Consider the following 25,662-nt stretch of genomic DNA (forward strand, 5'->3'; position numbering starts at 1 on the left):
GTTCGTTTGAGCCATGTTTGCTTCGAAGGCCAATACGTATCAAGGCATTCGGCGCAGAAAGAAGGGAAGAAGAGCGAATAAAGCGACGGTGGTCGCGGATGATTCAACCGGCCTTGCGCAGGCGCCCGGCATCGATGTGCATGGATACGGGTTTGGAGAGGACTTCCAGCAGGATGAAGGCGCGGCGCTCGGCTTCGACCGTCTGGTAGATGGCCTCGATGCCGGCAAACGGGCCGTCGGAGATGACCACCGAATCGCCGCTGTGGAACATGGCTTCAGTCGGCAGGGCCCGCTCCCGCTGGCGCAGCAGATTGACCAGCATGTCATCCACCTTGGCTGCCCGAGCCCCGAAATGCACCAACTGGCTCACCCCCAGGGTGGATCGGATCGGTGACCAACTTTTGCCTTGGTCGCTGCTGTCCAGCCGGATGAAGAGGTAGCGCGGGAACATGGGCTCAGTCGCGACCTCTGCCTTGCGCCGCCGAATCCGCTCGATGCGCATCTGCGGCAGGTAGCACTCGTAGCCCTGGCGTTCCAGGTTGGCCAGGGCGATTTCTTCTTGGCGGGGTTTGGTGTGGACGAGGTACCAGGCCGTCGTCGGGGATGTGATGACCGTCAACGCCGGTGGCGTAGCGGGCGCCGGTTCGGTCTCTGCGACCAGGGAAACCGAGTCCGTTGCTGGAGGAGCTTCTTCTGTCGGGACTGGGGGTGTCGAAACCGAAATTGGATCGGGAACCACCGATTCGGTTGGCACGTTGACCTGTTGCAGGATGGGCGAGAGCTTGAAACCGGCATGGTCCGCCATCGCCCGTAGCAAGGTCAACGGCCGAGCACTGGCCAACATCTGCTCGATCAGCATCGCGGCCTCGTGCCGCTCGATTTCCTGCACATCGGCCGGCAGGTAGTGAATCGACAAGCCACGCTGCACGATGGGAGGGCCAATGCCGCGCAGCCGCAGGTCTTGCAGTTGCCGGGTGGTCAGGCCCATGCGGTCAGCGACTTGGGGTGCGCTGAGCGTGGTGGCCGGTATTGGCGTGGAACGGTCGTCTTTGTTCTGCATGCTCGGATGAAGGCGCTGTTTGCGAACAAAGCCAAGTCAACGCTGCGCAAATGCGCGCCACAAATGACAAAAGACCCCGCCTCCACCACCTGCCTGGGTTGGCAGATGATGAAGACGGGGTCTTCGGGGGTGTGATGCAACGCCGCAGCGCTGGCGATACGGGCCGGCTCGCTAGCGTGTCTGGCGGATCCAGTCCTGCAGGGCCTTCAGTTGCTCGGCGTTTTCATGGCAGGTTTGGTAGTTGGTGACGACGGTGGCGGCAACGGCAGAGAGCGCAAGTCCTTCGGCGGGCGCATCAGCATCTCGGGTGGGCTCGGGCAGTTCACCGGCGGCGGCAGCGTCGTGCAGGCCGACAAAGCCACGGTGGACAGTACAAGCAGCATCGGCTTGAACGGGGACATAAACGGGTACCTCCTGGATGAGGGTGTCGCCCTTTTCTCGGACGACCTGGATGCGGTCGACGTACTGGGTGACGACCTGGACGGAGGCTTCGGCCTGCTGGCTCTGCAGTTGGGCTTTGGCCTGCTGCTGCGCAGCCGTGGCAGCGTCCCACTGGGCTTGAATGTGGTTCGCGCCTTTGAGCCAGCCGAAGCCGAACAGAGCGATGCCAATCACTGCGAGGGCCAGCAGCCGGTAGGGCCACGCAACCACGCTCACGGCACCTCCCCGAGGCATTGCTGGTATTCGGCTTCGCGGCGCTTGGCCAGACCTCCGCAGAGGCGCGCATTGGTGGGCAGCGCGCAATCCTTGCCCTGAAAGAAGCGCCAGCGCAGCAGCTCTTGACAGGCGCCGGGGTAGTCCAGGCTGTTGAGCTTTTTGACGAGGGTGGACTGGCAGAACGCGCGCGGGCCCACGTTGTAGGCAAAGCTGACGTAGGCGTCGTACTCATGCTGGGCCAGCGGCACGGTGACGCAGCTCTTGAGGGCGTCTTCGAACTGCTGGACATCGCGCAACGCACGGGCCAAGGCCTGGGGTGGCGTGGTGGTCTCGCCCAGGCGCACCGGGGAGCCGTCAGAGCGGGTGGTGCTGCCAAAGCCCAGGGTGGGCACATCGCCCTTGACCGGGATGATGGCGCGGTCGCTGTAGCCCTCGTGCAGCACCAAGCCCACCAGTGCAGCCGCTGACAGGCCCAGCGCAGCCGCGGCGGTGCGCGGGCGGTTCATGGCTCCACCTCATGCATCTTGGGCTGGGCCACCAGGCGCGCCACGGTGGCACCCAGACTGGCGGCAAAGGCCAGCAGCACGAACGGGCCCCGGGGCAGGAGGTCGCCCAAGAAGGGCAAGACCACCTCGGCCGCCGTGAAGCAAGCGGCCAGCAGCGAGAAGCGGATGCTCCAGGCCTGGCGCAGCACGCGGGGCCAGTTGGTCAGCAGACTGGGCGTGGGCAGAGATATTGGCAGGGGCTTCATTGCGTACCTCCCATGAGCTTGAGCTTGATGGCCGCACCGACCAGGATGACGGCTAGCAGCCCGGTGGTGGCGACCTTGATGATGGTTTGCCAGGCGGTGTGGCGGGCCTCGCGCCAGGCTTCGAGCAGGTCGCGCAGTTCACGGATGTCGCGCGCGGCATGGCCGTTTTCCAGGCCGAGATGGGCCAGGCAACGCTCGGCACCGCGTTCGGCAGCGCGGGTGAGCAGGTCGTCCAGGTCTTCGGGGCGCAGGGTGATGGCGGCGTCGGGTTCGGTGATGTGGTGGTTTTCTGTCATGGGCGGTCTCCAAAGCAAATGGCCTGCGCAGGTTTTCCCTGGCGGGCCGGTGGTGATGGGTTTTTGGGTGTTGAGGTGGGCGGCTTACTGGTCGGCGGTGTGCACCATCGGGTGCTCGACCACGCAGGCGATCTCGACCTGCTCGCCCCGGGGGCGGATGGCCATGACCCGGGCCAATTGGCTCCAAGGGATGTCGGCGCTCTCCCCTGCTGTGCTTCCCTCAATACCCTGGGCGGGCATGTCGTGGCTGATGGCGATCAGGTCGCCGAACGTGGGAATCAAACCCTCCATCTCGGTGCGGAAGGTGATGAGCCGCCTGCGGTAGCGGTTGGCCGCAGCGATGTATTTGCCCTCGCGCATGGCCTGGGTCTGGCTGGTGCAGCCGAACAGATTCACCGTGGCAGGGTTGTCCTCAAGAGAGCCTGGCAGTGACACCGTCACCTCGGCCGGCTTCCAGGTCTTGGGGCTGAAGAACTCCACCGTCACGGCATCGGCCGTTTCTTCTCCCGGCATCACGTACTGCAGCTTGAAACTGCCTTTGACGATGTTGGCGGTGGTGAATCGGGCCACCGGCAGCGTTTTGGGTTCATCGCGCACCAGGCGCACCACACCGCTTTGCAGGTAGGGCACGGCCCGGCCGCAGCGGGCGATGCGAGTGAGCGCTTCCCAGACGGTGACTTTCTGGTCAAAGACGGCGTCGAACTGGTCGCCCCTGGCGCTCCAGGTCTGTTCCAGCCGGTAGAGGGCGGGAAGGTCAATCCGACTGTCGGCCAGCTTGGCGCCGTAGCTTGCGCGTACCGCATCGGCAAAGGCCCAGGCAATCGACCGGGTAGATTGTGGGCTGCTCCAGCCGGTGCTGGGGTTCCAGATGGGCAGCTTGCGCGTGACCAGGCAGTTGATGAGGCGGCTCGAGCGCATCGACAGGTTGTCGGTGGCGCGCATCTTGACGGCCAGGAAGGTGATGCCCGCAGGCAGGCTGGAGTTGACCAGGTAGCCGCGCACCTCTCCCCAGCGCAGCTCATGCCCGGCGCGAGCCCGGGTGTCTTTGTGGTCCAGCCGAACGACTTTGACCTCGTAGCGCCCAGGGGTGACCGGGTAGCGGTAGCTGCGTCGGATGGTGTCGGGCGTGGCGGCGCTGATCACCTCTTGCTGGCTGTAGGCACTGCGGGTGCGGCGCTGGATGTAGTAGCTGTAGCAGATTCCGGACTCGTAGTCCTGGCTGGCACAGTCGCCCAGTTGGTATTCCTCGGTCAGGGTGTTGGCTGGCATGGGCGGCGGGCCGTAGCTGGTGCTGTAATAACCGCCCTCCGAGTCAGAGTGGTAGGTCTGGGTGGTGACCGCACTGGCGGTGGACCAGGTGGTGTTCCAGCCACTCCAGGCGCTGTAGCTGGTGCCGCTGATGAGCGTCTGCCAGCCGGTGGTGGGCTCGCCCTCGTCGTTCACCGCCCGGGCCTCCACCGTCCAGCGCACTTCCTTGGCATCTTGGCCGCCGGCATCGTTGGCATAGAACAGCCCCCTGGGCAGCAGGATATCGATACCCAGGGTGTCTATCAGCGTCTCGGGCGGGTTGACGATGAAAGGGCCAATGGCCTCGCCCCGGGTGTTGGCCGGATCGTCGATGGCAAGCAACTCCTGGCCCGCCACTTCGGGCGCGGTGACCACGTCGTGGTTGAAGAGCGTGTTCTGGCCGCCGGGCAGGATGACTTGGGCCTGCACTTCTTCGAAAGACTGGAGGGGCGTGTCTTCGATGCGCACAGCCTCGATCTCGTAGTCGCCCTGACCGATGACCAGCAACTGGTGCAGGTACTGCTCGTTGTTGACGTACTCGGTGTAGGGCGTAGCCCCCAGGTCAGGGTAGACCAGGTGGCGGCCGTAGATGACCGGAATGGGCTGCAGCAGCCGGGCAAAGTTGCCCTGCGATTGCAGCGAATAGGTGGGACTGGGTGTCAGGGCGTTTTGTGCCGAGGGTACGTTGGAGCTGGGCAGCGGCACCAGGGCATTGACCAGGTAAGCACCGAGCACACTGACGCCTGCTGCCAATAGGCCAAAGCCGATGGTACCCATGGCCGCTTGCGCGGCGGCGATGCCTGCTGCCGTCATGCCGTAGCCCATGAGGCCGGCAGCGGCATACGGGGCCAGCACCATCACGGCGATGGAGAGCACCACCCGCAGCGGGTTGCTGCCGCCTCCACCGCCACCACCACCAGGCAGGCCGACCAGGACCACCACATCGTGTGCGGCCAACGGACGGATGGCCCAATACCCGCGCAGCAGTGGCTGGCCGTTCACCAGGCAGACCGTGGGCAGCGGGAATTCGGTGATCAACTGCGAGCGCATCCAGTCGGCCACCGTGCTGCCGGGCTGAACGGGGTAGAGGTCTTTGTCGGCGGGGTGGAAGGGGTTGCGGGGCCAGACGATGGTGGCTTGGGAAGCAGGTACTGCTGCCACGGGTAAGGCGGTCAAACTCATGTCGGTTCACGGAATCGGTAATAGCCCTCGATGCGCCAGCCGTGGGCATCGAGCGCGGCCAGGGTTTGGAACACCACCCCGGCATGGCGCACGGCGTGCAGCACGCCACCGCCATCGATGTCCAGCCAGACGCCGATGTGCACCGGGTAGCGGGACTGGCGCATGAGGACGGCGTCGCCCTCTTCTGCTGCGATCACCGGCTGCCAGCGCTGGCGCTCGGGGTGGCCGCTGAAGGCGTCGAGCACCGCGCGCAGGTTGGTGGCATCCACCGGGTTTTGCGGAAGTTCACGCCCAAAGCACTGGCGCTGTACTGTCACGAACAGACCCCAGCAGTCAAAAGCATCCGGACCAGCGGCACCGACCACCCAGGGCCGTCCAATCAAGCCCGTGAGTTCTGCTGCTGCAACGCTCATCGCGTCAGCCCCGGAAACTCCCGGGCCGTGTAGCTGCGGCTGGGGAAGGCCTTGTTGCCGATGTCCATCATGCGGGCACGGGCAGTGACACGCTGCACGTCGGCTTCCACCTCGGTGAGCACCAGGGTGATGGGCGGATCCATTTGCGGACCTTCGAGGTCGTTGGACAGATACGGCCGGTAGGTGATCTCGATCACCGCCTGTGATTCGGCCGCCGCATCCAGGTGGCGCACGATTTCTCGGCTGACGTTGTCGAGCGTGACCACGATTTCGGGCACCGGCGCGGTGTCCACCGGCGGCAGGTCCAACTCAAAGCCCATGGCGATGAAGGTGACCATTTGGCCGGGGTTGAGTGGCGCATCGGCTTCGAGCCGGGCGGTCAAGTCGACCTGGTCGCGCACCACGCGGATGGCGGTCGGATTACCGGCCTCATCACGGAAGTCGGGGTGACGCAGCTCCAGGGTGTGCAGGATGATGGCGTCACTGGGGGCGTGGGCGTAGGCTTCCTGGATGGCCTCCGATAAGGTGGGATCGGGCATGGACTACCCCTGTCACAGCGAGACACGGATAGCCGAGCGTCGGGCGCGCACCTCGTCGGGCATGGGCTTGCCGGTTTCCTGCTCCCGCACCACATACCAGTCGGTGTCAGCCAGGTAGAGGAGCTTTTCTGGAGCGGTGTTTTCGTAGCAGAGCTCCAGTTCCACTTCCACACCGGGCTGGATTTCCACCGGGTGCTCGGGGTCGGTGGTGTCGACAATGCGGTCCAGCAGGCGCTTGCCGCTGCCGTAGAAGGCCTTGGCACTGCTGGCCGGGCCACGAAACAGTTCTTCGCCGGTGTCTTTGCGTTTGACGTACATGAGGAAATCTCCAGGTTCTGAAAGGGATACGGATCAGCGCTGCACCGGGGACATGTAGGCTAGGCCCCAGCCCTCGACGATGAGGCCGGTGAAGCCCCAGTTGTAGACACGCCAGCGCAGGTTGTTGGCCACCGCCAGGTCACCGACCGGAATGGCCCAGGCGGCCTGGTAGATCGAACTGTCAGTGTTGGTGAAGGGCACCGGCACGATGGTCGGGTCATCGGCCAATTGCTTCGTGGTGGCATTGACAAAGTTGCGGTGCCCGCCGTCCGAGCCGTAGTGCTGCCCTTGCACCGCGACCAGGCCGGTAGAGGCCTGCGAATCACCCCGCGCCGGATTGCCCGCAGGCGAGCGGGCGTTGGCATGGCGGCAGATGTGGGGCCGGGCCCAATTGAGCACCACCGTGTCCCAGTTGCCATCGCCATTCAAGTCTTGAAGCTGGAAGCTGTGTGTGGCGCTGTAGTTGCCATGCTCGGTCCCACCCACGTTCACGAAGGTGCGTGCCACCTGGTCCGGGTGGCCCACCACCGAGCCCGACATCACCAGATAGGCCTTGCGGTTGCTGATGGCGTGCAGGTCTTCGTAGGGCAAGATCGTGCGCCAGGCCGAGGTGGGAATGCCGTCGGTGCTGAAGTCGGCGTAGCAGCGGTAGTAGTCCGTCTCCCCCATCGCGTTGGTAAACGTCAGCGGCTGACCGGTCACCGGATTCATGAGCACCGGGGAATAGGCCGAGCCGTAGCCATAACCCACATCACCCGTGCTGTGGGCGTTCCACTCGTCAATCGCGCCCCACTCCACAAAGGGGTTGCGGTTGATGCTGTCGGCCGGGCGATAGCCACCGGCTTCGTTGTCCCAGACCACCGGGTTCTTGCCATCGGCGTCTGCCGGTACGTACTGCCCGTCTTGCCAGGAGTGGCCAATGACCATGGCCGGAAAGATGCGGATGCGGTCAGCCGGTTTGAGCGTGTTCCAGAAGACGTAGTTGGTGCTGTAGGGTCGGATGTTGCCCAGCTCGGCATTGACCGCGCCGGTGACGCTGTTGATGGCGCTGGTGGCACGCGCATCGTTGGTGGCTACCGCCGCGTTGACGGTGCTATTGATCGCGTCGATCTTGCCCTGCACAGTTTGGTTCAGGGCCGACGTGGCGGCGATGACGTTTTGCAGTTCGGTTTCGAGACTCATGATGGGGCTCCGGTGGAAGGTGGGAGGTGATCGGGTAATCGAGTTACAGGATGTGGTCGATGTCGGTGGCAGACACGCTGCCGCTCACGATGCCCTTGAGCAGCGCGCGCACCGAGTTCTTGAAGTTGTTGAGCTGGACGTTGGCGTAGGTGAACTCGTGCCAGACGGGCGCAATGGCGTAGCGCTGGCGAAACACCGTGGAGATGACGTTGCCAGCCGGGTTGCGGTAGTCGGCTGCGCCACCGATGGTGATGAAGATCCCGGAGTTGTCCGCCGGGTAGGCGCTGCCGTTGCTGGCCTGGATCCAGACACCGCCCGTGGTGGTGTCGGCAGGGTCGGACGCCCCGGCCGAGAAGAAGTTGGGCGGCAGCAAGTTGTACCAAAGCTGGGTGTAGGCAGCGTTCCAGGGGCTGGCGGGTGTGCCCGCCCCAGTGCCGCCCGATGCGGGGTTGCCGTCGATCAGGTTCAGGCCCCAAGGGTTCCAAACCTCCAGCGGCGTGCGCACGATCAGCTCCAGCGGGATCATGAAGCTGTAGCCCTCCACCACCGAGGGCAGTGTGGTCTTGGCCACGTACAGGGTCGGATCACTGAAGCCGCGCCTTGCGGTAGTGCGTCCGGCGGCATCGTTGCTGCCGATCTTGTAGGTGCGGTTGTACTTGGCCAGGTTCGCCTGGGCATCGCCCACCACGTTGTAGGTGGTGAAGTTGGTGCCGTAGGAATCGATCACCTCGGGGATGAAGGCCCCCTCGCCATCGAGCCCCCAGACCTGGGCGCAGATCGCGTCCATGCTGTCTTGGTCCAGGGTGAAACGGGCCAGGCCTGATTCGGCCAGTTGCAGCCACCCGGCAGTGGGCATGCCACCCTCCCGCAGGCGGTTGAGGGCTTCGACGTCCTTGACCAGCTTGAAGCGGTTGTCGTTGTCGATGACATGGTTAATGGCCTTGTGCAGGTCAAACGGGAAGCGGTCTTGCACCGTCTGCACGTCCATCGGGTGCTGGTGCGGCACGGCAACCGTGCTCCAGACCACGGGGCCCGCCATGCTCCCATCGGCCTTGCGGTAGCTGGCAATGCTGGGCGTGCCACTGACCGCCAGGAACTGGTTGGCCGGATCGTCCGGGCGACGAGCCCCGAGGTTGGTCGCGAGCAAGGTCGAACCATTCCAGCTCAGGGCATGGAGGTGACTGTGGTTTTCGGCAGCGGATGAGGCGGGCGAGTAGTTGTAGCTGGACTCGATGTAGAGCGTGGCCCCGCCAATGAGGCTGTTCATCTCGGCGGGCGTCAGCGGCACATCCAGCGCATGGCCATGGGTGCCGCCCACGGCGGCCGAGACTACGCTGAAGGACACCTGCGGCGTCTGGTCGCCGGTGCTGTAGCTGGTCTTGGGCACGCGGGTGCTGAGCTTGCCCACCGCGCGTGCTCGCAGCCGGTAGTTGATGTAGGCGTATTCGGGCGTGCCGTTGGCATTGACCAACGAGATGACGCCGCAGCGAAACGATCCGTTCTCAGGGAGGTCCTTGGCACCGGAGTAGTTGAGCTTTTGAGCGAAATTGAGCAGGTCGCGCAGCTGGTTGGCGTTTTCTTTGTGGCGAAACGAGCTGATCAGGGTGTTGAGGTCGCCGCCCGAGGGAAGCTTTTCGAGCCAGACCTCCATGTAGAGCAGGTCCAGCCGGGTGTCTTCCAGGTGCTGGGTGAACAGGTTGCGCATGTAGCGCGCCTGGGTGTCGCTGGCTGTGTCGATACTGACCGTGCCGTTGGCATTCAGACTCACCCCGGTGGGCTTGGCCAGCACGCTGGCGGACACCGGCGGCGCGCTCAGGATGCGGCCATCCTGATCGATGAGCGTGGGGTCGTTGTGCGTGGTGCGCACGTAGTAGCCGTTGACGATGGCGCACAGCTCGCCCAGGCCCACCATCCGGTAGTAGTTGGGGTGGTTGTGCTGAAACTGGGCAGTCGACGTGACGGTGAACGGCCGGTGCAGTGCCTGGTTGCCGTCATCGACCGAATAGTTGCGGGTGCTGTAAAGGCCCGAGCCACCCATGCCGCGCAGGATTTCGGCGGTGTAGGCGGACTCGAACCCATCGATCAGGAAGTCCTGCTCGATCAAGCCCTGATAAGCCGGTGGGATCCCCGGCTCAATCGTGTCGATCTTCTGGTCCAGACGGGCAACCTCGGTCGTCACGCGCGTGGTGAGGGTCGTGATCTGGCCGGTGTGGGTTTGGACCTGGGCTTTGACCTCGCGGTCATCGAAGAAGTCGCGCAGGTTTTCATGGGTGGCGGAGACGATGGCCTCGGCAAGAACAGCGTTTTGCTGAGCCAGGGGTAGGTAGTCGAAGTCGACCTTGCCGTCCAGGCCGGCCACGGGCACCTTGCCAGGGGCGGATTCGAAAGAGCCGTCGTTGCTGGTGACCACCGCCACCGCTTGGTCGCGGTAGGTCTGGGTGGTTTCGAGAGCGGCTTCGGTCTCATCCAAGGTGGTCGCTGCCGCCGATGCGCTCTGACTGGCGGACTGGGCGCTGTTGGCGGCAGACGAGGCGCTGCCGGCTGCCGCGTCGACGCTGGCATCCAGCGTGGCTTTGCGGACATTGACGGTGTTGAGCAGTTGGGTGGTGGCGTGCGTGAGCGCCGCCACTTCGGTCATCAGACCGCTGGCAGATTCGGGCATTCGAAGCTCCTTGGGGATTCAGTTCTGATTAGGCAAAGGCGTGGTGCTCAACCACGACTGCCTGGGTGGCAATCAGGTGCGCTGCCATCTGGGTGTAGGGGCCAGCCACCAGGGCGTCAGCCTGCTCGACATAGGCACCGCTGGCCACTTGGGCGGCCTGGGCTTCAGTCTTGAAGCCAAAGGCTTCGTCGGCCGACTGCTGCGCCTTCTTGGCCTGGGCGCGTGCGGTGGTGGCGGATGACGCAGCTTTCTGTGCCGATTTGCTGGCGGCCTCTTGCGCCGTGTTGGCGGTGCTGGCCATGACGGCACCGGTGGCAGCTGCCACTTGGACTTGGGTGGCCGACTGGGCTGCAGATGCTGCCTGATCGGCAGAGGACTGGGCGGATTGCTGGGCACTGGTGGCACTTGAGGCAGCAGCCAACGCTTGGTCACCCGCATGCGAGGACGACACGGCAGCGGCTGTGGCCGATTGGCGAGCGCGGGACTCACTGAGCGCCGCATTGGCTTGCGACACCGCAGCGGCATCAGCCGACGTATCGGCAGCCGTCGCGCTGGAATTCGCCGCCGTGGCAGAAGCCCCAGCATTGGCTTCGGAGGTGGCCGCACGACTGGCCGAGCCGGAGGCAGCGCTCGCCTGCTGGGAAGCCGTGCTGGCCGAAGCCTCCGACTGGCTGGCCGCTGTCTGGGCACGCGATAGCAAGTTGCCCGCCGCCTGGTTGATCTCGACGTCTTTGTCGGCAATCAGTTTGGCGGGCGAGCGCACCGGGCCGCGTTCGGTCTGGACCTGGGTGTTGGCGTCGCCATGGGCCCAGTTGTGCACCAGGCCGCTGTCGGTCTCCAGTTGCGTGACCGAGCGGAGCAGTTGGTCTTTGATCGACATGCTCGTTCCTTCAGAAATACGGTGGTGCGCTCTGTGCGCCCATCTGTTCATGCAGCCAGCGGTGCAACCGGTCGGCCAGAGCCATCTCGGCATCGCCATAAACGCTGGCCGCCTCAAGCTCTTCGGCTGTCAGGCGCTGCAGGTTGCGGATTTCCAGTTGCGCGGCCACACGCCAACGGCGGGCGGGCTGCAGTTCGGCCTGCCAGGGAGCCAAGAAACGGGCTTCGACAGCCTGGACATCCAGCGGCACGGCCAGGGGCAGCACGAACCACTGCTCTCCCAGCCGGGTGTTCAGGGCCCACCAGGCATCGAACACCGCGAACTGGAATTCCGAGAAACGCCACTCGGCCTGCACCTGGTAGTGGGCAGTGAGCGAGCGCAACCGATGGCGCGCGGCACCGGTTTCCATCTCGGTGCGCAAGAGGCTGGGCCGGGGGGACAGGCTGTAGCCCTCGACCCGAGGCGGTGGCAAGGTCTCCGGCCAGACGGACAAGTTGTTCACCGTGGTCATCGCACCGCTCCCATGGCGGGGTTCAGGCCATAGCGGCGCTCCAGCGTCGGCGCAATACCGGTGCCCTGGCTGATGGCGCGCGCCATGCGGCCTTCGATCTGCTCGATGAACACATCCAGCCGCAGGCCGCCGTCGGGCTGGCGCTGCTGCTCGATCCGGGCGTCCACCCCGTTGGCCTTGTTGACCAGATTGACCTGCACGTTCACAGAGGGTGGCTGCTGCCTGGCCGACAAGGCCCCTCCCAGCGCGCGCATCTGCCCGCGGGTGAAGACCGCTTCGCCCTCCTGGGCGATGATGGGCACTTCGCCTTTGACGATGCCGCCGGTGTGGAAACGCGGCGCGTTCGTGAACAGGGCTGGATGGACCGAGCGGGTCATGAGCGCATCCGTGCCGATCACGCCGCCGCTGTGCGCGACGTTGGCCATGGTCCCGATCAGGTCGCTGCTGCCAGTGGGGAATGCACCACCAGTGGTGGTTCCACCCATACCTGGGATGACACTGCCCAGCCAGTTGGCCAGCGGCAAGGTGATCGCGCGCTGGATCTGGATGCGCACCAGGTCGGCAACGATGGAGTCGGCCAGGCTGCGGAAGTCCAGCTTGCCGGTCATCACAAAGCGGGTGAGCGCATCCTCCATGGAACGGAAGGCGCTAACCGTGACCTGCTGGGCACGCTTGGCCGCATTGGTCGCGTCGTCGATGTAGGTCTTGAGCGCTGACTTGGCACCGTATTCAAAGCTGCGCTGGTATTCAGCATTGGCACGCACCAGGTCTTCGACGATGGGCCGTTGGCGGGCCAAGGCGTCGTTGATGGCTTCCAGCGTCTGCACGCGCAAGCCCGCGTCTTCGATCTGGTTGGCTTCCTTGCGGGCGGCTGCAGCGGCTTTCTCCAGATCGGTGCGGGCTTGCAGGACAGCGCGCTCGGTATCAGACAGATCCAACATCTCGCGCTGCAGTTGCAAGGCTTCGATGCGTTGGCGGTTGCTGCCGATCAGGCCCTCGGTGATCTTCCGTGAGGCGGCCTCTTCCTTCTCATAGGCGTCGAAGGCTTTGTTCGCTTCCTTTTGGCGCTCGATGGCTTCGAGCACCTGGATGTACTGTTCAGCTTCGGCGGCTACACCCTTGTAGCCCTTGGCTTCGATCTGCAGGGCTCGGGCACGCAGCTCAGCCGCTTCACCGTCTTGGGTGCGGGAGAGGCGTGCGCGCAGCTGGTTCAGGAAGGCTTCGCCTTCGTTGAGCTTTTCGGCAGGCTTGGGCTTCTCGAAGCCGGAGAGGTCCAGCGCTGGGCGGGGCTTGCGAGGCAGGGTCGGCAGGAGTTTGTCGTAAATCGCCTGGACTTCCTTGGCCTGTGCCTCGGTGTCCAGCACAAATTTCTGGCCCATGACCCGCACCGTACGGCGCTGCTCGTCGAAGAATTTCTGTACCCGGTCCACATAGCCGGGGTTCTGGTTGATGTTGAAGAGCCGGTCGTTGGCGGCGCGCACGTAGTCGTCGCGGGCGGCTTGAAGCTTCGCGATTTCGGCGTCCACCGCCTGGGCGTTAAAGCCATAGTTCTTCGCGCTCTTGAGCACCTCGGTCTTGAACCAGGTCCCGATGTCCTTGCCCACCACCGACAGGCTGTCAAAGGGCTGAGCAATCACGCGCTTGGCCAACACGGCCGATTCGGCAATGAAGGCCAGACCCGAGGCCACCGACTCCAAGAATGCGAGCGTGGCCTCCCGGTTGGCGGTGATGCGCTGCAGCTCATTGCTGAAACTGCCGGTCTCACCTTGGGCCAGGATCACCTGATCGGTGAAGTCGGCCAGCACCGGGATGACGGCGGCACCGATCTGGCGTTGCACGCCCTCGAAAATGGCCGACAGGCGCGTGAGGTTGTCGTTGAAGACCTCGGACGCTCGGGCCACGTCTTCAGACATGACCAGGCCCAGGCGCTGTGCTTCCTCCATCAAGGCCGTGATGCCTTCGCGCCCCTGGTTGAGGAACGGGATGATGGACAGGCCTTCCTTGCCGAAGAGCTTGACGGCCAAGGCTGCCTTGTCCGCGCCATCGGGCATGGCAGAGAACTTGTCGGCCAGATCCAGCAAGACTTGCTCGGTCGGACGGATTTGGCCATTCACATCGGTGGCGGACACCCCCAGTGCTTTGAGCGCGGCACTGCCTTCTACGCCATTGATCTGGGTGTCGAACATGGCAACCGACAGCTTTTGCAGGGCCTTGGTCAAGCCTTCGGTGCTGACATCCGACAGCTTGGCTGCGTAATCGAGCGCGGTGAGCGCTTCGACCGACACCCCGGTTTTTTGCGAGAGCTTGAAGAACTCGTCGCCCACACGGGCCACGGGCATGACCAGAGCGGTGATGCCCACGCCCAGCGCCGCGATGCTGGCCCCGGCGAGCAGGCCCGCAGGACCCAGCTTACCCAGAACCGAGCCCAGCATCCCGAGCCGGTCGGTGGCGGCCTGCAGCTGGAACTTGGCATCATTGGCCGCACTGGACAGGAGCTTGAGACCGCTGGACGCCGGGGTGGCCGCCGCCTCGATTTTTTTGAGCGAGCGCTCCCCCTTCTCACCAATCTCGGACAGCTCGGCCTTGACCTTGCCGCCGTCAACCACGGACAAGCGGATGGAGAGGTTGCGTTCAGCCATGGGCTATTGGGTTCCATTGACAAATTTGGCGCGCAGATGGATACTGATGACCAGTCTGACTAGTTATGGAGGCGATCATGCATACATGGCAGCTACAAGAAGCGAAGAGCCGGTTCAGCGAGGTCGTGGACCTCACGCTCAAGGAAGGGCCGCAACTCGTCACCCGACGCGGTGAAGAGGCCGTTGTCATCTTGGCGGCCAAGGACTACCGCCGTTTGAGCGGCCAAACCACAAACTTGATGGATTGCCTGCTCAATGCGCCGCGCGGCGAACCGCTGGTGCTTGACCGTTCACGAGAGCCGATCCGGGACCTCGTTCTATGAGGTATTTGCTGGACACCTGCGTGCTCTCCGAGATGATCAAAAGCGTGCCAGACGCCAATGTGATCCAGTGGTTCCAGGCGCGCAAACCCCATGAACTGTTCATGAGCGCGATGACCTGGGGGGAGTTGAAACGGGGTGTCGCCAGACTGCCCCAATCCAAGCGCCGCTCGGAATTGACCCTTTGGCTGGAACAGTTGGAAGCCGGCTTTGAAGACCGAATCTTGGCGTTTGACCAAAAGGCTTCTGAAGTCTGGGCACAAATGACCGTGCTGGCCGAGGCACAAGGCAAATCCATGGCTGCCTTCGATTCGATCATCGCGGCCACGGCACGTGCGTACGACTGCAAACTCGTGACGCGTAACGTCCGTGATTTCGCGCACGCCGATATCGACGTGCACGACCCGTGGCAGGACCAGTGATGCAGATGACTCAACTGACAGGCCATTGCCCTCCCCAATACGAAGCGGATGAAGAGGCTCTTTCCGAACCCCAACTCGACCAAATTGAGCAGTCAGCGCCCAAGCTTCAAGGCGGCACGATTCGCAGCGCTCTTTTCGAGCCAGAGCACAAAGTTCCGCCATCAATCCTCAGTCAAGATCCCTGACATCAGGCCCGCCTCGACCGCCGGGAAGAGATCGATCGCCGTGGCCTTATCTAGACCCGTGCACTCGCAGGCCAACATCCAGGCGTTCAGATCCAGTCCGACCACACGACCCTGCGCCATCCGCAACTGGCTGGCACAGACCTCAATCGCGCTGGCGGCTTGCCAGCCTTCCAGGCTTTGGGGCGCATTCATGGTGTACGGACACTCGGGGCACGGTTCAGGGCAGGCGTTGCAGTAGCTCGGCCCACCACCGAAGTGCCACGCGGTGCGGGCCTTCAGACGTTTTTTTCAGCATCCAGGGTGTAGAGGCCGGCGAGGTATTCGCGCTCGAAGGCATCGGCCAGGAGCCAGTGCTCCATCAAGGCGGCGACACCCTCGGGAGTGACGGCCGCCGGTTTGCCCTTGTCGTCGGCCACGCCCTCCCAGGCCATCACGGCCAGCTTGGCCAGTTCGGTGATGAGGGTCGCAGTACGTTCCCCAGCAGCAGCGGTGTCGGTACCGGCCACTTTGGAGGCGGCATGGCGCGCGGCCATCACCAAGGCAGTCGTGGCGGGGCGGACCTGCAGGCGCACGCCTGCGGCGAGCGTGATCCAGTGCGGTTCACGCGGAATGTTCAGTTTGATCATGGGAATGTCCTGGGTGAGAGTCAGTACGTGGTCACGTCATTGACCAGTTCGACGGTGAGCATGCGGGCCACACCGGCGGCCTTGGCGGCTTGCCACTCGAAGGTGGCCTGGATGCCGCCCGGGCCGGAAATGGAGAGCTTGGGTTTGGGCAGGTAGACCTCGTGCGCGATGAAAGTCAGGCGCCGCTCGGCGTCGATCGCGTAGCCGAAGGTCAATTCGAGCGGCGTGTTGTTGGTCGCCGCATCGATCAGCGTGGTGTCGGCAAAGCGCACCTCCAGATTGCCGGTGAGGCTCGCCACCGTGGGATCGGCGCCGTCGATCTTGCCGTCGGAGCGGATGGTCTCGATGCGCTCGAGGTTGTTGGAATAGGTCAGCTGCGCCGAGACCACGTTGCCAAGTGCCGCACCGCCCTGCTTGATGGCGCCCTGGAACTGGTTGAAACGGATCAGGTCGCGGCTGGCGGGTGTGCCATCAAGCGTGGCGGCCTGTTTGGCTTCGCCCTGGGCGACCAGACCCACGGTGGCGTTCGCTGCACCAGACCGGGCAAAGCCCACCTGCAGGCTGTTGACCATGACGCCGGACGCGACAAACCACGCCGGGATGTCAGGTAGGCCCGTCTCCAGCGTGAGGCTAGGCAGGCTGGGCTTGCCGGAGGTGAAGGTGTGCGTGACCACGCCCGAGCCGCTGGTGCTGGCCTCGCCCAGCAGGGCTTTGAGCCAGATGCCGATGTTGCGCACATCGATGGGCACGACGATGTCGCCTTCGACCTTGATCACGTCGCGGATCGGGGCACTGGGGTCGCGGCCCAAACCGATCAGGTCGTTGGCGATCAAGCCCTGCTCGGAGCCGAGGGTGGTGGAAACGAAAGGCAGCTTCCAGTAGTCGCCCACTGGGTTGCTGCCATAGGTGGATTCGAACGCGGCCAAGAGGCTGGCGTTCGCGCCGTAGGCACGGGCCATAGGTTGTTCTCCTTCGGAGTTGTGATTCAGTTGAGCGGCGTCAGTGCAAAGGACCTGGGCTGCTGTAGTGCAAGACCACGGACAGCAGGCAGGCCTTGATGCCACCGCCCCCATCGGGGGCCAGTTCATCGAATTTGGGCGGGCCGATTTCGGCGTACTCGATGACGCTGCCAAGCGTCCGGTCGGCTTCAATCAGGGCAGCCAGTTCGACCAGCAGACCGTCCATGCGGGCATCACGTGCACCAGCGTCCGGGTCGGCCACAAAAAGTTCGATGGCCACCTGGTGCTGCCAGTGGTAGGTCAGCGGTGAGAGCGACACCTCGGGCTCGCCCATCTCACCGTCGCGCAGGATGGCCATGGCGTGGTCAGCGAGGCGTTCAGGCAAGGCGGCATTGCGCTTGACCGTGGTGCCGAGGGACAACTCACCGAGCACGGCGAACAGTGCGCCGATCGCGTTTTCTCGTTGGCTCATGACGCTGAACCTTTCCGGTCGGCCTCATCGAAACGGTTGGCAATGCGTTGTGCCAGCGCGCTGATCCAGCGACGAGAACTGTTGTCGATGTCGAATTTCTTCTTCAAGGTCACTTGGGGAACAAGCAGGAACATCGGCACAGTGACCAACCCTCGGCCGCTGGCTTGGGTCTTTTGTGGGGCGGCGGAGAAGCCGCCGCGCTGACCTTTGCGGGCGCGCTGGTTTTCTGCGACGAGCAGCGAGGGTTGGCCCCGGCGGTAGACAAAGCGCAAGCGTTGGCCGCGCATCCGCTCCCACAGGCCCGGCGTCATGCGTTTGCCGCGTGGGCCTTTGCCAGCAGCCGGTAGCGGAATCGCCAGCCAGAACCCATCCTTGGAACGGATGGTGGCGCCCTGTTCATGTGCGCCGACGATGACAGGCGCTCGGCTGTAAACCAGGCCCGCCGCCTTGATGCTCATCTGACCCTTGGGATAAACCTCGCCGCGCCAGGTGTTGGCCAGGCGCTGACCCAGGCCCGCACCGGTGATCTGGCTGCGCAGCTCGGTCTTGAGGCCATCGGTCGCCTCGCGGATGGAATGTGTCACCGCCTGCTCAGCAATGCGCACTTCGTCGGCCAGGATCTGGTCCAGATTGCCGGTGAGTGCAGCCATGAGCTTCACAGCGGTGCTCCGGTCAGCGTCCAGATCAGCCGGTCACGATCCGCCAAGGGCTCACCCATCACCTGGTAGGTTTGGCCAGCAACCGTGAGTCGATCACCCTCGCGGGGCGCGGCCACGTCGCAGACCATCACATCAAAGCGGTGGGTGGCCAGCGCGAGCCGCGTGTCGCCGAAGGACTCGACCACATCGGCCTGTTTGGCGATGAAGCGGGTGGCAATCTCTCGACCATCGGCCAGCCGGTAGGTGCCAAGCACCCCCAGCCGGGCAAACAGCCGTGAAACCGCTCGCTCAAACGAGACTTGCATGAATCAGGCGGTCAGCTTGATCAGCACGCCCGGACGGTGGCACATGGGCAGCGGGTTGCTCTGCGTGTGCAGGTCGGTACCCCGGTCGAACTGGCGCGGCGCCTGCTTGGCGTACAGCGACTGGCCCAGCGTGTTGACCGTCTCGTTGAAGTCGGCCGGGGCAAAGTAGGTGCCGAAGGTATCGACCGTGCCCAGCGGGAAGGCATGAGCTTCACCGGCTGCAATGAAGCGGCGGGTACCGAGATCTCCATTGGCCTGCAGGTAGGCGGCCTGGCCACGGTATTCCTCGAAGGTGACCCCGGCGTAGGTGAAGCCCGAGCGCACGTCGTTGATCAGAACCGCACCTTGCTGCCAGTTGGTGTACGCGGTCTTGACCTCCTTGTGGGTGGTCAGTGCCCGGAAGAATTCCGGCGAACAAAGAACATGCACTCCAGTCATGAATTCACCCTGGAGGGCGTCCTCGACCTTGGTGAGCAAGTCGTAGCAGTGGCCCTTAACCTCGCTGTTGGCATTGGCCAGGTCAAAGTTGACCGACTGCGGCGTAATCTGGAATTCGTTGAACAGGTTGCTGATCACGCTGCCATCGGCGTCCAGGATTTCGCCTTTGAGTGCTCCCATGCGCAGGTGCTCGAGCGTGATGGCGTGCTTGTTGCGCATGGTCTCGAGGTGCCGAGCCAGCACACCAGAAATCGCTTCCATCTCGGTCTCCGACCCAAAGGCACGGATGCCCTGAACCTCTTCCGGCAGCACCACATCGTCGTGCGGAATATGGGGAATGACGAAGGAGCGCAGCTTGCGCTTGCCGCGCTCACCCACGGTGCCGGGCGAGCCGGGCGGCTTGGTGGGCAGCAGGTTCAGGCGACCAGCGTACTCCTCGACGATGATCTGGCGAGTGCGCACGGGTTTGGCCGGAAACAGGTTAAGGGCTTCCAGGCGGCCGTAGCGGTTGGGGATGAGGTTGATGGCGGCGGTGAGGCTGGCCATCGAGAAACCGGGGTTCAGAAACGGGTTGTTCATTCGGGGCTCCAAGAATGACGAAACCCGCGCAAGCCAAATGGCCAGGCGGGTTCGATGGGATGGAAGGATGGGCTGTACGTGGCGATGGTCAGGCGGAAGTCAAGCGGATTCGCGCACCAGCACACCGCGATCGGCCAGCTGCTGCTCGTAAGCCGTGCGCTGAGCGCCGGTAAGCGCGATCGGCCAGACCAGCGCGGTCTTGGCCACGATGGCGTGGCGCGCAATCAGGATGGCGTCGCTGCGGTCGGTATTGGTGGCATCGATCGCGTTGGCGAGTACCCCGATGGCGGACTCGGTGCCGTCGGTGGCGGCGGGGTCGATCGCGTAGTGCTTGCCATCGCTGGCATTGCGGCCCAGCACTGTGCCCGGGGGCAGGTTCTGGCCAGCGGCGATGGTGGCAACGTCACGCGAGTAGCGGTTGGGGGCTTCGTACTTCAAGAGGTCGCCGAGGTTGTTTTGTTCGGTGATGGGGGGCATGGTTCAGTCCTTTCTGGGTCGGGTGCGTCAGGCCTGGGCCGTGAGTTTTTTGACGGCGGCCACAATGGGCGAGGCTTCCGGGCGATCGAGGTTTTGAGTGCCGGCATCCACGGTGATGGTCGAGCGGATGTCATCGGCCTCAGACCGTGCCGCACGGGCATCGATGAGTACGCGCCGCACATCAGCTTCGGTCTTACCGGCGGCGATGAACTCGGCCGCGCGGTCGGGGCAGCCGGCCAGCAGACAAACCTCAGCGATGGCCTGGGCAGCCTGGGTCACTTCGCGTCGGGCTTCAGCGACCAGCACGGCGGCTTCGTCGGTGCTGATAGTTTCAAAGAGGTTGTTGTCGAGGGCGTCTTGTGGGTCAGACATGGATAACTCCTTGTGGGGAAGTGCCGCCTCAGCACGGATGACGCCCCGCACCTGAGACGGCGAATGGTTACGGGCGTTGATGAATCGATGGAATTCGGCAAGCGTGGCGTCCAGCGTTTGGACACCATCGACGAGCCCTTGGGCGACGGCATTGCTGCCGAAGTACAACCCGGCCTCTGTCGCTCGCACAGCGTCCAAATCCATGCCACGCATGGCGGCCACGTGCTCGGTAAAGATGGAATACAGCCGATCCACTTCACCTTGCAGCTCGGTCTTGGCGGCATCGGACAAGGGCTCGTGCGGCGAGTAGTCGTTCTTGTGAGCACCTGCCGTGATGGCCGTGAACCGGTAGCCGTCCTTGGCGTCCTTGACCGATTGGTCGACATGCAGGGCAATGACCCCGATGGATCCGACCCCACCGGTTTCCGTCACGAACAGTCGCTGGGCGCTGGCGGCAATCGCATAGGCCGCCGAATACGCAGCGTCGTTGGCCACCGCCCAGACGGGTTTGGCCGCAGCCACCTCGCGCACGCGGCGGGCCAACTCAAAGCTGCCCGAGGCTTCGCCACCCGGGGAGTCGATGTCGAGCAGGATGCCGCTCACCTGCGGGTCTGCCAGCGCCGCATCCAGCATGGCACTGATCTCGCCGTAGGACGTCAAACCCGAGGCGGCTTCCATGCCGAGCGAGCGCTTGACCAGCGAGCCATGGACGGGGATCACTGCAATGCCCTCGGGCGCTGCGGCTGCGGGTGGCCGTTGGTACACGGCCATGTCCATGGCTGGCATCGCGGGGATATCGGCCATACCGATGCGCTGGCCGACCACCGACAGGATCACGTCCAGCTTGGGTCGGTGAATCAGCAAAGGCGTCCCGAAGAGGCGGGAGGCAAGGTATGTCATGGTTGGGGGTCCTGGTTGTTGGGTGACGCGGCCTCTGGATCACTGGACTGCGGATCTGTGGACTGCGCTTCTGGGGTTTCGGAGGGCGGCGCAGCGGCTGCCTGGTCATGCCGCGCATCGGAGTCGAAGACCAGACCCAGTGCATCGGCCCGAGCGTTGTCCGCCGCGATCTCGCGGTCCACGTCTTCGGCGTCGTAGCCATTGCCGGAGATGGCCTCGGATCGGCTCATGAGGCCCGCCCGGATCGCCAGCTTCATGGCGTTGAATTCCTTTTGCGGATCGACCCAGCTCCAGCCCTGCGGGATCCACTTGGCTGACTGATACTGCCGTTTGTCTTTGCGGTAACCGGGAAGATCGAGTGCACCTTCGAGTACCGCCTGGTCCATCCAGGCGCGCCAGATCGGCCGGCACAGCTGGTGCACGATCACACCGTGCTGCAGGGCTTCACAGCGGCGACGGAACTCCAGCAGGCCCGCCCGGATCGAGGAGTAGTTCACCTGCGTCAGGTCCCCGGTGAGCATCTCGTAGGTGATGCCCATGGCAGCGGCCACCGCACGGAACTGCTGGCGCATGAATTCGGCGTAGGAACTGCCGACATCAGCAGGGGCCGAGAACTTGATGTCTTCACCCGGCTCCAGAATTTGCAGCGTGCCGGGCTCCATGCCCGCGAGCGCCACGCCGTTAGCATCAGCTCCCGATTCACCCATCAGGTTGTCTTCGGGTGCCATGCGGGTGATGAAGCCAGCGAACATGGCAGCGGTTTTCTTGCGCACCAGTTCGGCATCGTCGTACTGGTCCAGCTCGTTGAGCTTCACGAGCGCCCGGGTGAGCCACGGCTCACCCCGAATCTGGCCGGGACGCAAAGGGCGGAAGAGGTGAATCACCTCGCTGGCGTCGATTCGCACTGTCTCCATGCCACCGCCGGCACTGCTAGACATGGGTGCCAGCAGTCCATCATTTGGGTGCGAGCGGTACAGGTGGTAAGCCACCCGGCGCCCCAGGCGGTCGAACTCGATGCCAGCGCGAATAACGTTACCGCCGGGCAGATCCCGGTTCATGGTGGTCGGTAGGTGCTCCGCTTCCAGCACCTGAATCTGCAGCGCCACCGGCAGACCATCTTCGGTGCGGCGGTAACGCAGTCGGATCATTGCTTCGCCGCCTTCGAGCATGGCGCGGGTGGCCAGTGCCTGCAGGCCGTAGAAGTCGGTCAGTCCTGCGGCATCGGCCTGTTCACACCAATCCCACCACAGGCTGTGGATCGCCTCTCGCGTGGTCTGGTCTTGCACCATGCTCTGCGGCTTGATGCCGGTGCCAATGGCGTTGGCCACGAAGGCTTCGATGCCAGCGGCTCCCCAGGCGTTGCGGCGCACCAGGTCACGGCTCTTGGCACGCAGTTCGTCTTGGGCCAGCGACAGGGCCGCCACCGCCCCCGGGTTGCTGGGCATCCAGGCCAGGGCGCGCCGACCGCCACCGGTGCCGTCATAGACGGGCGTGCCACCGAACATGCGGCGACTGATGCGGGTCATGGCTTTGAGCCAGGCCATCAGAGCGCCTTGCTCGTGGTCATACGGATCTGGCGCGATTTGGGCGCACCGGATTCACGGGCGATGGTGGCTTCGACCTCCGCAATCGCCGCCTTCAAATCGGCCACGCTGCGGTACTCAATGCTCTTGCCCTCGTAGGTCACACGGTGCTCGCCGCAGGCCAGCGCTTCACGCAGGGCCTGCAGGTGTTCTGGTGTGTAAGTCATGTTCAGGTCATCCATCGGCTTCGCACCACCCGACGCGGGTTCGGTTTGGCGCTGCCAGAAGTAACGAGGCCACCGTCAAACTTCTGTTCTCGAGTGGCCTCGGGGGTGTTGAGGGGAGCGATATCGGTTGGTGGACCGACACCGAGTTGTTTTTCCAATTCGAGCCAGTGCCGGTCTTCGAACCGGTCCAGGCCCGCAGCCGCTGCCGCCGCCCGGGCGTACACGTAGCAGTCAAGGGCCTCGTTGCGCTCACGCATCTTTTGCCATTCGCGGTGAGCAAAGCCGTTGCGGTCTCTGCGCGTGATCAGCTGCTCAGCACAGAGCTGATGCAGGTATTCCGCATCGACCTTGGGCAGGTGCACAAAGCCAGCCGGGTAGATCGGCGTGATGCCGTCTTCGGCAACCTCGGCGCTCTTCCTCAGGTTGTTGTAGAACTCCAGCTTGGCAATGCCGCCAGCCACCGGGAACACCTTGATGCCTCGGCGCAGTTTCTTGCCACTGGCGGTGGCGTCCACCGCCGTGGGCGTTCCGATCAGCGCCGCACCACCGGCAATGCCCTTGATCGGCATGAGCCGGGTATTGCGCACGCTGCGCACGAAGGCGTAGGCCTCCTGGGTGGCGTAGCCGGTATCCAAGGCCAGGCGCGCCAGGCTCAGTTGGCAACCACTGCTGTGCGTCCAAGTCTCACCCACGAGCTTGGCCAGGGCTGACCAGACCTCGGTACGAGCCGTGTCGCCCATCAGGATCCGGTGCTCCACCAGCCACGCGGCCTTGCCACGCCCGAAGGCCCAGACCGAGACTTCGATGCGGTCCTTCTGTACGTCGGCACCGGCAGTCAGCAGCAAGCCACCCGCAGGCACGGTGCCGATGCGGTAGTCCTCGCGACGTTCCAGCAATCGTTGCCAGTCGGGCGCTTCGCCCTCTTCAACCCAGGTCTCACCCAGTTCGGTGTTCTTGAAGGTCTTGATGGCCGAGGCTGAGCGGGAATCGGACATGGCGGCCGACTCCCAGGCACGGGCGATCTCGATCCAGCTGCGCCAGCCCACCGGGCTGTAGAGGCTGGAGAGATGAAATCCAGCGGTGCGTCCAGCTTGTTCTGGTGCGCAGGCCTGCCACTGGCCGTTGTCCAGCATCCAGGTCTTGTGATGCTCGGCAATCGGCTGGCTGCAGGACTCGCAGATGTAGGCCGCCGTCTCCGGCTGGCCCCTTTCCCAGCGCAGTTGTTCAAACCGCAGCCACTGGGGATGATCGCAGTGTGGGCACGGCACGAAGTAGCGGCGCTGGTCCGAGGCTTCGAACTCACGTTCGACCGCACTGGCCCCGGCAATCGTCGGGGTCGAAACGATCAGGATCTTGCGCCGCGCAAAGGTGCGGGTACGCGCCTCGGCCAGGGAAATCGCATCGCCTTCGCCTTCCACATCCAGCGGGTAGCCATCGACCTCATCGAGGAAGAGGTAGCGCACCGGCATGGAACGCAAGCCCACCGCGCTGTTGGCACCGGTCATCACCAGCACGCCACCGTGGAACTCCTTGGCGAGAATCGTGTTGCCCGAATCGCGACTGCGCGCCGGGGCGATGCGCTCCTGGATGGCGGGGCTCTCCTCAATCAGCGCATCGATCCGCTGCTTGGAAGCCCGCTTGGCCATCTCGACTGTGGGCCACACCGCCATCATTGGGCCCGGCGCATGGTGGATCACATAACCCACCCAGTTCAAGCCCAATTCGGTGCCGCCGACCTGGGCGCCTTTCATGAACACCACCCGCTCGATCGGCGACATGGGGGACAGGCAATCCATGATCTCGCGCAGGTAGGGTGTGCGGCTGGTGCGCCAGCGGCCCGGTTCGGAGGCAGCCTTGCTGGAGAGCACCCGGTGCTTGTCGGCCCATTCCGACACCGTGAGCAGCGGATCGGGCGTCAGACCCTCGCGCCAGGCGCGCTCGATGGCATCCCAGCCTTCGTAATAGAGCTCGTCCATGATCAATCTACCTTGGCCTGCAAGTCGCCCAGGTCTTGCAGTTGCTGGCGCACCGCAGCGTCCAGCGCCACATGCAAAACGTGCGGATCGACGCCCAGCCCTGCGGCCATCTGCGACGAAATGCGTGTCGGCCAGTTGAGCCAGGCATCGCGCTCAGCACGGGCCAGCTTGAATACATGGGCCACGGCCTGAGAACGGTCGACCAGTTCGCCCTTCAATCGGGCCAGGCGCACCTTGTTGGTCTGCGCCTTGACCACCTCGTTGACGGTGCGCGCCTGCAGGAGCGACGTGCCACCGGACGACAGCGCCGGGGTGGGCGGCTCTGGCGTTTCCCGTTGTGGTCGTGCGGCAGCCTGCGGAATCTCGCGGGCAGGTGCGGAAACCTGCGGGGCCGGTTTGTCACTGGCGACATCGGCCACCGACCGTCGGGTCGGTGTGGTGTTGGCCGCCCATTGGGTATCGGCCACCACCGGATCGATGGTGCCGTCCGGCAGCTGGCTGATGCGCCCGGTGTCGATGGCCTTCTTGACGGCCACGTGCGACACGCCTCGGTGGCGCGCGTAGGCGCGAATGGACAGTCCCATGGTGTTGATCACTTCAGTGCAAGTGGGTGGCCTCCTGGAGGTATGGGTCAGGCAAAGGCGAGTGAATCACCCGGGATTAAAAAGCGCTTGGCTTCTGGGGCGCACAGCGCGTGAATGCGGATGTTGATTGACAAGCAACCCACCAAGGAGCCCCAAATGGCCAAACCCAAGCAACCCACCGCACTCTCCCCCGACGAAGTTGAGCTCTTGCTCGAATCGATCGCCCTGGACCACCCGTTCATCGAAACCCTGCAAACCCGC

At 64.2% G+C, this 25,662-nt stretch carries 29 protein-coding genes; 2 read left to right on the plus strand and 27 right to left on the minus strand.

Annotated elements, in window-relative coordinates; translation table 11 throughout:
* Positions 1 to 103: 103 nt before the first annotated feature.
* The 14 genes from rfaH to ACMV18_RS08300 form a co-directional block, all read right to left on the minus strand.
* The gene (gene rfaH, locus ACMV18_RS08235) at positions 104 to 1,060 is read right to left on the minus strand and encodes a transcription/translation regulatory transformer protein RfaH (protein ID WP_420817446.1); all 957 of its coding nucleotides are present in this window, start codon (positions 1,058 to 1,060) and stop codon (positions 104 to 106) included.
* Positions 1,061 to 1,231: 171 nt separating this feature from the next.
* On the minus strand, positions 1,232 to 1,717 hold the full coding sequence (locus tag ACMV18_RS08240; RefSeq protein ID WP_420817447.1) for a hypothetical protein: 486 nt from the start codon (positions 1,715 to 1,717) through the stop codon (positions 1,232 to 1,234).
* Positions 1,714 to 2,223 carry a lysozyme gene (locus ACMV18_RS08245; RefSeq protein WP_420817448.1) on the minus strand — a complete coding sequence of 170 codons (510 nt, stop codon included), beginning with the start codon at positions 2,221 to 2,223 and terminating at the stop codon, positions 1,714 to 1,716. Before ACMV18_RS08245 ends, ACMV18_RS08240 begins: the two co-directional genes overlap by 4 nt.
* Positions 2,220 to 2,468 (minus strand): hypothetical protein, encoded by a 249-nt coding sequence (locus ACMV18_RS08250; protein ID WP_420817449.1) that lies wholly within the window; start codon positions 2,466 to 2,468, stop codon positions 2,220 to 2,222. The genes ACMV18_RS08245 and ACMV18_RS08250 overlap by 4 nt, the downstream gene beginning before the upstream one ends.
* Positions 2,465 to 2,764: a DUF6127 family protein gene (locus tag ACMV18_RS08255; protein ID WP_420817450.1), complete on the minus strand. Its 300-nt coding sequence runs from the start codon at positions 2,762 to 2,764 to the stop codon at positions 2,465 to 2,467. Before ACMV18_RS08255 ends, ACMV18_RS08250 begins: the two co-directional genes overlap by 4 nt.
* Before the next feature lie 84 nt (positions 2,765 to 2,848).
* Entirely contained in the window at positions 2,849 to 5,233 is a 2,385-nt protein-coding gene (locus ACMV18_RS08260) for a host specificity factor TipJ family phage tail protein (protein WP_420817451.1), read from the minus strand.
* Positions 5,230 to 5,646 carry an NlpC/P60 family protein gene (locus tag ACMV18_RS08265; protein WP_420817452.1) on the minus strand — a complete coding sequence of 139 codons (417 nt, stop codon included), beginning with the start codon at positions 5,644 to 5,646 and terminating at the stop codon, positions 5,230 to 5,232. The genes ACMV18_RS08260 and ACMV18_RS08265 overlap by 4 nt, the downstream gene beginning before the upstream one ends.
* Positions 5,643 to 6,185: a DUF1833 family protein gene (locus ACMV18_RS08270; RefSeq protein ID WP_420817453.1), complete on the minus strand. Its 543-nt coding sequence runs from the start codon at positions 6,183 to 6,185 to the stop codon at positions 5,643 to 5,645. Before ACMV18_RS08270 ends, ACMV18_RS08265 begins: the two co-directional genes overlap by 4 nt.
* A gap of 12 nt (positions 6,186 to 6,197) precedes the next feature.
* Positions 6,198 to 6,503 carry a hypothetical protein gene (locus tag ACMV18_RS08275; protein ID WP_420817454.1) on the minus strand — a complete coding sequence of 102 codons (306 nt, stop codon included), beginning with the start codon at positions 6,501 to 6,503 and terminating at the stop codon, positions 6,198 to 6,200.
* Positions 6,504 to 6,536: 33 nt separating this feature from the next.
* Positions 6,537 to 7,685 (minus strand): hypothetical protein, encoded by a 1,149-nt coding sequence (locus ACMV18_RS08280; protein WP_420817455.1) that lies wholly within the window; start codon positions 7,683 to 7,685, stop codon positions 6,537 to 6,539.
* Positions 7,686 to 7,728: 43 nt separating this feature from the next.
* The gene (locus ACMV18_RS08285; RefSeq protein WP_420817456.1) at positions 7,729 to 10,347 is read right to left on the minus strand and encodes a hypothetical protein; all 2,619 of its coding nucleotides are present in this window, start codon (positions 10,345 to 10,347) and stop codon (positions 7,729 to 7,731) included.
* Between the two features lie 28 nt (positions 10,348 to 10,375).
* On the minus strand, positions 10,376 to 11,227 hold the full coding sequence (locus tag ACMV18_RS08290; RefSeq protein ID WP_420817457.1) for a hypothetical protein: 852 nt from the start codon (positions 11,225 to 11,227) through the stop codon (positions 10,376 to 10,378).
* A 10-nt stretch (positions 11,228 to 11,237) separates the two neighbouring features.
* Entirely contained in the window at positions 11,238 to 11,738 is a 501-nt protein-coding gene (locus ACMV18_RS08295) for a hypothetical protein (RefSeq protein WP_420817458.1), read from the minus strand.
* The gene (locus ACMV18_RS08300; RefSeq protein ID WP_420817459.1) at positions 11,735 to 14,377 is read right to left on the minus strand and encodes a phage tail tape measure C-terminal domain-containing protein; all 2,643 of its coding nucleotides are present in this window, start codon (positions 14,375 to 14,377) and stop codon (positions 11,735 to 11,737) included. Before ACMV18_RS08300 ends, ACMV18_RS08295 begins: the two co-directional genes overlap by 4 nt.
* Positions 14,378 to 14,454: 77 nt before the next feature.
* On the opposite strand from ACMV18_RS08300, the gene ACMV18_RS08305 reads away from it, so the two are divergent.
* Both ACMV18_RS08305 and ACMV18_RS08310 read left to right on the plus strand, forming a co-directional pair.
* Entirely contained in the window at positions 14,455 to 14,700 is a 246-nt protein-coding gene (locus ACMV18_RS08305) for a type II toxin-antitoxin system Phd/YefM family antitoxin (RefSeq protein WP_420817460.1), read from the plus strand.
* Positions 14,697 to 15,119, plus strand: a complete 423-nt coding sequence (locus ACMV18_RS08310) for a type II toxin-antitoxin system VapC family toxin (RefSeq protein WP_420817461.1) — start codon at positions 14,697 to 14,699, stop codon at positions 15,117 to 15,119. The genes ACMV18_RS08305 and ACMV18_RS08310 overlap by 4 nt, the downstream gene beginning before the upstream one ends.
* A 161-nt stretch (positions 15,120 to 15,280) precedes the next feature.
* Here the strand turns inward: ACMV18_RS08310 and ACMV18_RS08315 are convergent, their stop codons facing one another.
* The 13 genes from ACMV18_RS08315 to ACMV18_RS08375 all read right to left on the minus strand — a co-directional run bounded on the left by ACMV18_RS08315 (position 15,281) and on the right by ACMV18_RS08375 (position 25,401).
* Positions 15,281 to 15,496, minus strand: coding sequence for a hypothetical protein (locus ACMV18_RS08315; protein WP_420817462.1), 216 nt, complete (start codon positions 15,494 to 15,496; stop codon positions 15,281 to 15,283).
* 83 nt (positions 15,497 to 15,579) lie between these two features.
* Positions 15,580 to 15,930: a hypothetical protein gene (locus ACMV18_RS08320; RefSeq protein ID WP_420817463.1), complete on the minus strand. Its 351-nt coding sequence runs from the start codon at positions 15,928 to 15,930 to the stop codon at positions 15,580 to 15,582.
* 20 nt (positions 15,931 to 15,950) lie between these two features.
* Positions 15,951 to 16,889: a phage tail tube protein gene (locus ACMV18_RS08325; protein ID WP_420817464.1), complete on the minus strand. Its 939-nt coding sequence runs from the start codon at positions 16,887 to 16,889 to the stop codon at positions 15,951 to 15,953.
* 40 nt (positions 16,890 to 16,929) lie between these two features.
* Positions 16,930 to 17,361, minus strand: coding sequence for a hypothetical protein (locus ACMV18_RS08330; RefSeq protein ID WP_420817465.1), 432 nt, complete (start codon positions 17,359 to 17,361; stop codon positions 16,930 to 16,932).
* Complete coding sequence (locus ACMV18_RS08335; RefSeq protein WP_420817466.1) at positions 17,358 to 18,011, minus strand: DUF6441 family protein; 654 nt, start codon at positions 18,009 to 18,011, stop codon at positions 17,358 to 17,360. The genes ACMV18_RS08330 and ACMV18_RS08335 overlap by 4 nt, the downstream gene beginning before the upstream one ends.
* 5 nt (positions 18,012 to 18,016) lie before the next feature.
* Positions 18,017 to 18,325 carry a head-tail joining protein gene (locus ACMV18_RS08340; RefSeq protein WP_420817467.1) on the minus strand — a complete coding sequence of 103 codons (309 nt, stop codon included), beginning with the start codon at positions 18,323 to 18,325 and terminating at the stop codon, positions 18,017 to 18,019.
* 3 nt (positions 18,326 to 18,328) lie between these two features.
* A complete protein-coding gene (locus ACMV18_RS08345; RefSeq protein WP_420817468.1) occupies positions 18,329 to 19,342 on the minus strand; it encodes a major capsid protein in 1,014 nt (337 codons plus the stop codon).
* Positions 19,343 to 19,441: 99 nt separating this feature from the next.
* Positions 19,442 to 19,819 (minus strand): head decoration protein, encoded by a 378-nt coding sequence (locus ACMV18_RS08350; RefSeq protein WP_420817469.1) that lies wholly within the window; start codon positions 19,817 to 19,819, stop codon positions 19,442 to 19,444.
* Between the two features lie 27 nt (positions 19,820 to 19,846).
* The gene (locus ACMV18_RS08355) at positions 19,847 to 21,091 is read right to left on the minus strand and encodes a S49 family peptidase (RefSeq protein ID WP_420817470.1); all 1,245 of its coding nucleotides are present in this window, start codon (positions 21,089 to 21,091) and stop codon (positions 19,847 to 19,849) included.
* The gene (locus ACMV18_RS08360) at positions 21,088 to 22,635 is read right to left on the minus strand and encodes a phage portal protein (RefSeq protein WP_420817471.1); all 1,548 of its coding nucleotides are present in this window, start codon (positions 22,633 to 22,635) and stop codon (positions 21,088 to 21,090) included. Before ACMV18_RS08360 ends, ACMV18_RS08355 begins: the two co-directional genes overlap by 4 nt.
* Positions 22,635 to 22,841: a phage head-tail joining protein gene (locus ACMV18_RS08365; RefSeq protein ID WP_420817472.1), complete on the minus strand. Its 207-nt coding sequence runs from the start codon at positions 22,839 to 22,841 to the stop codon at positions 22,635 to 22,637. The genes ACMV18_RS08360 and ACMV18_RS08365 overlap by 1 nt, the downstream gene beginning before the upstream one ends.
* Positions 22,842 to 22,843: 2 nt before the next feature.
* Positions 22,844 to 24,817 (minus strand): phage terminase large subunit family protein, encoded by a 1,974-nt coding sequence (locus tag ACMV18_RS08370; RefSeq protein ID WP_420817473.1) that lies wholly within the window; start codon positions 24,815 to 24,817, stop codon positions 22,844 to 22,846.
* Between the two features lie 2 nt (positions 24,818 to 24,819).
* On the minus strand, positions 24,820 to 25,401 hold the full coding sequence (locus ACMV18_RS08375; protein ID WP_420817474.1) for an elements of external origin: 582 nt from the start codon (positions 25,399 to 25,401) through the stop codon (positions 24,820 to 24,822).
* Positions 25,402 to 25,662 lie beyond the last annotated feature (261 nt).

Source organism: Aquabacterium sp., from assembly GCF_048860245.1.
GTDB lineage: Bacteria > Pseudomonadota > Gammaproteobacteria > Burkholderiales > Burkholderiaceae_C > Aquabacterium.

What these genes read in the sequence shown, in the direction of transcription:
- rfaH (WP_420817446.1), bottom strand. Translation starts at nt 1,060, where the DNA reads ATGCAGAACAAAGACGACCGTTCCACGCCAATACCGGCCACCACGCTC.
- ACMV18_RS08245 (WP_420817448.1), bottom strand. Translation starts at nt 2,223, where the DNA reads ATGAACCGCCCGCGCACCGCCGCGGCTGCGCTGGGCCTGTCAGCGGCT.
- ACMV18_RS08250 (WP_420817449.1), bottom strand. Translation starts at nt 2,468, where the DNA reads ATGAAGCCCCTGCCAATATCTCTGCCCACGCCCAGTCTGCTGACCAAC.
- ACMV18_RS08255 (WP_420817450.1), bottom strand. Translation starts at nt 2,764, where the DNA reads ATGACAGAAAACCACCACATCACCGAACCCGACGCCGCCATCACCCTG.
- ACMV18_RS08260 (WP_420817451.1), bottom strand. Translation starts at nt 5,233, where the DNA reads ATGAGTTTGACCGCCTTACCCGTGGCAGCAGTACCTGCTTCCCAAGCC.
- ACMV18_RS08265 (WP_420817452.1), bottom strand. Translation starts at nt 5,646, where the DNA reads ATGAGCGTTGCAGCAGCAGAACTCACGGGCTTGATTGGACGGCCCTGG.
- ACMV18_RS08270 (WP_420817453.1), bottom strand. Translation starts at nt 6,185, where the DNA reads ATGCCCGATCCCACCTTATCGGAGGCCATCCAGGAAGCCTACGCCCAC.
- ACMV18_RS08275 (WP_420817454.1), bottom strand. Translation starts at nt 6,503, where the DNA reads ATGTACGTCAAACGCAAAGACACCGGCGAAGAACTGTTTCGTGGCCCG.
- ACMV18_RS08280 (WP_420817455.1), bottom strand. Translation starts at nt 7,685, where the DNA reads ATGAGTCTCGAAACCGAACTGCAAAACGTCATCGCCGCCACGTCGGCC.
- ACMV18_RS08285 (WP_420817456.1), bottom strand. Translation starts at nt 10,347, where the DNA reads ATGCCCGAATCTGCCAGCGGTCTGATGACCGAAGTGGCGGCGCTCACG.
- ACMV18_RS08290 (WP_420817457.1), bottom strand. Translation starts at nt 11,227, where the DNA reads ATGTCGATCAAAGACCAACTGCTCCGCTCGGTCACGCAACTGGAGACC.
- ACMV18_RS08295 (WP_420817458.1), bottom strand. Translation starts at nt 11,738, where the DNA reads ATGACCACGGTGAACAACTTGTCCGTCTGGCCGGAGACCTTGCCACCG.
- ACMV18_RS08300 (WP_420817459.1), bottom strand. Translation starts at nt 14,377, where the DNA reads ATGGCTGAACGCAACCTCTCCATCCGCTTGTCCGTGGTTGACGGCGGC.
- ACMV18_RS08305 (WP_420817460.1), top strand. Translation starts at nt 14,455, where the DNA reads ATGCATACATGGCAGCTACAAGAAGCGAAGAGCCGGTTCAGCGAGGTC.
- ACMV18_RS08310 (WP_420817461.1), top strand. Translation starts at nt 14,697, where the DNA reads ATGAGGTATTTGCTGGACACCTGCGTGCTCTCCGAGATGATCAAAAGC.
- ACMV18_RS08315 (WP_420817462.1), bottom strand. Translation starts at nt 15,496, where the DNA reads ATGAATGCGCCCCAAAGCCTGGAAGGCTGGCAAGCCGCCAGCGCGATT.
- ACMV18_RS08320 (WP_420817463.1), bottom strand. Translation starts at nt 15,930, where the DNA reads ATGATCAAACTGAACATTCCGCGTGAACCGCACTGGATCACGCTCGCC.
- ACMV18_RS08325 (WP_420817464.1), bottom strand. Translation starts at nt 16,889, where the DNA reads ATGGCCCGTGCCTACGGCGCGAACGCCAGCCTCTTGGCCGCGTTCGAA.
- ACMV18_RS08330 (WP_420817465.1), bottom strand. Translation starts at nt 17,361, where the DNA reads ATGAGCCAACGAGAAAACGCGATCGGCGCACTGTTCGCCGTGCTCGGT.
- ACMV18_RS08335 (WP_420817466.1), bottom strand. Translation starts at nt 18,011, where the DNA reads ATGGCTGCACTCACCGGCAATCTGGACCAGATCCTGGCCGACGAAGTG.
- ACMV18_RS08340 (WP_420817467.1), bottom strand. Translation starts at nt 18,325, where the DNA reads ATGCAAGTCTCGTTTGAGCGAGCGGTTTCACGGCTGTTTGCCCGGCTG.
- ACMV18_RS08345 (WP_420817468.1), bottom strand. Translation starts at nt 19,342, where the DNA reads ATGAACAACCCGTTTCTGAACCCCGGTTTCTCGATGGCCAGCCTCACC.
- ACMV18_RS08350 (WP_420817469.1), bottom strand. Translation starts at nt 19,819, where the DNA reads ATGCCCCCCATCACCGAACAAAACAACCTCGGCGACCTCTTGAAGTAC.
- ACMV18_RS08355 (WP_420817470.1), bottom strand. Translation starts at nt 21,091, where the DNA reads ATGACATACCTTGCCTCCCGCCTCTTCGGGACGCCTTTGCTGATTCAC.
- ACMV18_RS08360 (WP_420817471.1), bottom strand. Translation starts at nt 22,635, where the DNA reads ATGGCCTGGCTCAAAGCCATGACCCGCATCAGTCGCCGCATGTTCGGT.
- ACMV18_RS08365 (WP_420817472.1), bottom strand. Translation starts at nt 22,841, where the DNA reads ATGACTTACACACCAGAACACCTGCAGGCCCTGCGTGAAGCGCTGGCC.
- ACMV18_RS08370 (WP_420817473.1), bottom strand. Translation starts at nt 24,817, where the DNA reads ATGGACGAGCTCTATTACGAAGGCTGGGATGCCATCGAGCGCGCCTGG.
- ACMV18_RS08375 (WP_420817474.1), bottom strand. Translation starts at nt 25,401, where the DNA reads ATGGGACTGTCCATTCGCGCCTACGCGCGCCACCGAGGCGTGTCGCAC.